The following is a 4,248-nucleotide window of genomic DNA, read 5'->3' on the forward strand; positions in this document are numbered from 1 at the left end:
AATAATCTAGGGGCCGCTTCCCATCTTCGGGAGCGGCCCTCATCGCTATTTTCGGCTGCGGGAAAGAGCGCTATAGAAGCGGCATGACCGACCTGCCCGGGCGCGTTCCCCCGCCCATCCCCGACAAAGCCCCCAGCTTGCGCGAGCGCATCGAGAACCTGCGCCATCTCGGCCGGCTCGTGGCCCAGATCTGGCGCACCAGCAAGCCCCTGACGGCGGCCAGCGTCGGCCTGCGCCTCATTTCGGCGCTGCAACCGCTGGCCATGCTCTATGTGGGCAAGCTCATCATCGACGAGGTGGTGCGCCTTACCGGCATCGTTCCGCCAGGCCCCGATTTCGCCGATTGGTGGGCGAGCGGGCAGCTCACCTCCGTCACCGAATTGCTGCTGCTGGAACTGGGACTGGTCATCGTTTCAGACCTGCTGGTGCGCGCCACCGGGCTCGTGGATTCGGTGCTCTCCGAGCTTCACGCCAATACGGTCAGCGTCGAGCTCATGGCCCATGCCGCAAGGCTCGACCTCATGCATTTCGAATCGGCCGAATATCAGGACCGGCTGGAACGGGCGCGCCGGCAGGCGGCGGGCCGCAATGCGCTTTTGAGCCAGATGTTCGGCCAGGCCCAGGACATCCTCACCGTGGTGACGCTGGCTGCGGGACTGTTCGCCTATGCCCCCTGGCTGATCCTGCTGCTGCCGCTTTCCTTCGTCCCCGCCATCTGGGGCGAGACGCGCTTCAATACGCTGGCCTATTTCCTCAGCCGCTGGCGCACGCCCGAGCGGCGCGAGCTCGAATATATCCGCTATATCGGAGCCAGCGCCGAGACGGCCAAGGAGCTCAAGCTCTTCGGGCTGGGGGATTTCCTCATCGCCCGCTTTCGCGAACTGGCTCACACCATCTATCTGGAGAACCGTTCGCTGGCGACGCAGCGCGCCGCCTGGGGGGCGCTGTTCTCCTCCATTTCCACCCTCACCTATTACGGCGCCTATGGCTTCATTGTCTGGCGCACGGTGACCGGGGCCTTCTCCATCGGCGACCTGGCTTTCCTCTCCGGCTCCTTTCTCAGGCTCAACGGCCTGTTCCAGAAGCTGCTGCTCGGCTTCACTCAGATCGCCGGGCAATCGATGTATCTGGACGATCTCTTCTCCTTCTTCGAGATCGAGCCCACCATTCTCTCGCCCGTCGATCCCAAGCCCTTTCCGCAGCCGATCCGGCAGGGCATCACCTTCGAAAGTGTCGGTTTCCGCTATCCGGGCACGGAGAACTGGGCCATCCGGCATCTGAGCTTCACCCTCCAGGCCGGCGAGACGCTGGCGCTGGTGGGCGAGAACGGGGCGGGCAAGACCACCATCGTCAAGCTGCTCACCCGCCTCTACGATCCCGATGAAGGCCGCATCACCATAGACGGCATCGACCTCAGGGAGTTGAGCGTCGCCGATATCCACGCCCATATCGGCGTCATCTTCCAGGACTTCATCCGCTATAGCCTCTCGGCGCGGGAGAATATCGGTGTGGGCCGCATTGCCGACCAGCACGATATGGGGCGCATCGAGACCGCCGCCGAGCGCAGCCTGGCCGATGGCGTCATTTCCCGGCTGCCCAAGGGCTATGACCAGCAATTGGGACGCCTGTTCAAGCATGGCCGCGATCTCAGCGGCGGGGAGTGGCAGAAGGTCGCCATTGCCCGCGCCTATATGCGCGACGCCGATCTCATCATCCTGGACGAGCCCACCGCCGCGCTCGACGCCAAGGCCGAAGCCGACGTCTTTGCGCGCTTCAAGAGCCTGGCCGCCGGCAAGAGCGCGGTCATCATCTCGCACCGCTTCTCCACCGTGCGCATGGCCGATCGCATTCTCGTGCTCGAAAATGGCGGCATCCTCGAATCCGGCTCGCATGAGCAATTGCTGGCGCTGGGCGGGCGCTATGCCGAGCTCTTCGAATTGCAGGCCGCAGGGTATCGCTAGGGCGTTTCCAGCAAAAGTGGAAACGGTTTTGCGGTTCGGAAACGCGATAAAACAAAGGCTTAGATCATTTCACTGTTTCTACTAAACAGTGAAATGATCTAAGGCGCTTCACGCTTGATCCGCCCTCTCCCCACCCACCATGACCCGGTGGATAAAACCCTTTAACGCGGCCGCACCAGCACCCGCCCTGAAATCTCGCCTCGGAGAATCCGCCCGGCCGCCTCGGGCAAGTCGGCGAGGCCGACTTCCTCGACCATGCCGTCATAGGCGGGGAAGTCGAACAGGCTCGCCAACCGGTCCCAGGCCTCCAGCCGCGCCTCATAGGGCTGCATGACGCTGTCTATGCCCAGAAGGCTGACGCCCCGCAGGATGAAGGGCAACACGGTGGTGTTGATCTCGATGCCGCCGGCATTGCCCAGGCTGGCGACGGCGCCGCCCGGCCTGATCTGCTTGAGCAGCTTGCCCAGAACCACCCCGCCGACACTGTCGATCGCGCCGGCCCAGCGCGCCGATTCCAGCGGCTTGTCGGGCTGGGCGAGAAACTCGGCGCGCTCGACGAGGCTCTTCGCCCCCAGCGCGACCAGCTTTTCGCCGTGCTGCGGCCGCCCCGATAGGGCAGCCACCTGATAGCCCAGCCGCGAGAGCAGGCTGACGCTCATCGAGCCCACCCCGCCCGCCGCGCCGGTCACCAGCACCTCGCCATCGTCGGGCGCCACGCCGGCATGGGCGAGCCGGTTGACCGCCAGCATGGCGGTGAGGCCGGCGGTGCCCAGGATCATGGCCTGGCGCGTGTTCATCTCCAGGGGCAGCGGCACCAGCCAATCGGCCTGGACCCGGGCCCGCCCGGCAAAGCCGCCCCAATGGAGTTCGCCGACGCGCCAGCCGGTCAGCACCACGGCCTGTCCCGGCACATAGCGCGGATCGGTGCTGTCGCGCACGGTTCCGGCAAAGTCGATGCCGCCCACATGGGGGTAGGTGCGCACGAGGCCGCCCCCGCCGGTGAGGCAAAGGCCGTCCTTGTAGTTGAACCCGGCCCATTCCACATCCACGCTCACCTCGCCCGGCGGCAGGCGGGCGTCGTCGAGCATTTCCACTTGCGAAACGATGCTGCCATCGTCGCGTCTTTCGGTCACCAGGGCGGGAAAGGTCATGGCTAGTTTCTCCTCTGGGCAGAATTTGGCACGCTCCTCCCGCCGGCGCCACCCTCTGGCGCCCGGCAGCGAAGCGCCTTACCTCTGGGAAGGAGCAAGCCCAGGGTAGACGCCATGACGATCCCCACCGAGACCAGCCCCACCGACGCCCACATCGCCGTCATCGCCGAGACCTACCGCCTGCTGGGCGACCCCACCCGGCTGCGCGTGCTGCTGGCGTGCCTGAACGGCCCGATCGCGGTGGGCGACATCGCCCAGGCGGCCCATGCCTCGCCCTCCCTGGTCAGCCACCATCTGCGCCTCCTGCGTGCGGCGCGGCTGGTCGAGGGGACGCGGCAGAACCGCCAGGTGCTCTATCGCACCGCCGACCACCACATTGCCCGCATGCTCTCGGACATGATCGAGCATGTGATGGAGGAGGAGCCGGCCGCCGCCGGCTAGAGCGTTTCCAGCAAAAGTGGGAACGGTTTTGCGGTTCGGAAACGCGATAAAACAAAGGCTTAGATCATTTCAGCGTTTCGACTAAACGGTGAAATGATCTAGGGCATATTCCGCATTGACATGAACATATGAACAGATATTCATATGTTCAGTTACAGGAGGCCGATAATGGCGACGCATGAACATGGCGGCCACAGTCACGACCATGCCCACGATCATGGCGGGCACGACCATGGCGAGCACAGCCACGCGCCCCAGGTCAGCGCCGGCAATGAAAAACTGGTGCTGATCGGCTTCGTGCTCACCGCCGGCTTCATGCTGGCCGAAGTCGTGGCCGGGTGGCTGTCCGGCTCACTGGCGCTGATCGCCGACGCTGGCCACATGCTCACCGACGCGGCGGCGCTGCTGCTGGCCTGGCTGGCTTTCCGCATCGGCCGGCGCGCCTCGGACGGGCGGCGCACCTTCGGCTATATGCGGCTCGAAGTCGTTGCCGGGCTCATCAATGCCATCACGCTCTTTTTGCTGGTCGGCTGGATCGCGATCGAAGCGGTGCAGCGCTTCCTCAATCCCCATCCTGTGCTGGCCGGGCCGATGTTCGTGGTGGCGGTGTTGGGGCTGGTGGTCAATATCGGGGTGTTCCTCGTGCTCTCGCGCGGCGACCGCGAGCACGTCAATATCCGCGGCGCCATGGTGCA

At 65.0% G+C, this 4,248-nt stretch carries 4 protein-coding genes; 3 read left to right on the plus strand and 1 reads right to left on the minus strand.

Annotation, left to right across the window (positions count from 1 at the left end):
- The first annotated feature begins 83 nt into the window (after positions 1-83).
- Positions 84-1,961 (plus strand): ABC transporter ATP-binding protein, encoded by a 1,878-nt coding sequence (locus VDP82_RS14650; protein ID WP_323015577.1) that lies wholly within the window; start codon positions 84-86, stop codon positions 1,959-1,961.
- Positions 1,962-2,122: 161 nt separating this feature from the next.
- Here the strand turns inward: VDP82_RS14650 and VDP82_RS14655 are convergent, their stop codons facing one another.
- Positions 2,123-3,112 carry an MDR family oxidoreductase gene (locus VDP82_RS14655; RefSeq protein ID WP_323015578.1) on the minus strand — a complete coding sequence of 330 codons (990 nt, stop codon included), beginning with the start codon at positions 3,110-3,112 and terminating at the stop codon, positions 2,123-2,125.
- Positions 3,113-3,226: 114 nt separating this feature from the next.
- On the opposite strand from VDP82_RS14655, the gene VDP82_RS14660 reads away from it, so the two are divergent.
- A complete protein-coding gene (locus VDP82_RS14660) occupies positions 3,227-3,553 on the plus strand; it encodes a metalloregulator ArsR/SmtB family transcription factor (RefSeq protein WP_323015579.1) in 327 nt (108 codons plus the stop codon).
- Between the two features lie 168 nt (positions 3,554-3,721).
- A partial coding sequence (locus tag VDP82_RS14665; protein WP_323015580.1) for a cation diffusion facilitator family transporter occupies positions 3,722-4,248 on the plus strand: 527 nt, incomplete at its 3' end.

The organism is Devosia sp. (genome assembly GCF_034675085.1).
In the GTDB taxonomy this organism is placed as follows: Bacteria; Pseudomonadota; Alphaproteobacteria; order Rhizobiales; family Devosiaceae; genus Devosia.

Excerpts from the sequence above, each read along its gene's own strand:
- VDP82_RS14650 (WP_323015577.1), top strand. The coding sequence starts at position 84 with ATGACCGACCTGCCCGGGCGCGTTCCCCCGCCCATCCCCGACAAAGCC.
- VDP82_RS14655 (WP_323015578.1), bottom strand. The coding sequence starts at position 3,112 with ATGACCTTTCCCGCCCTGGTGACCGAAAGACGCGACGATGGCAGCATC.
- VDP82_RS14660 (WP_323015579.1), top strand. The coding sequence starts at position 3,227 with ATGACGATCCCCACCGAGACCAGCCCCACCGACGCCCACATCGCCGTC.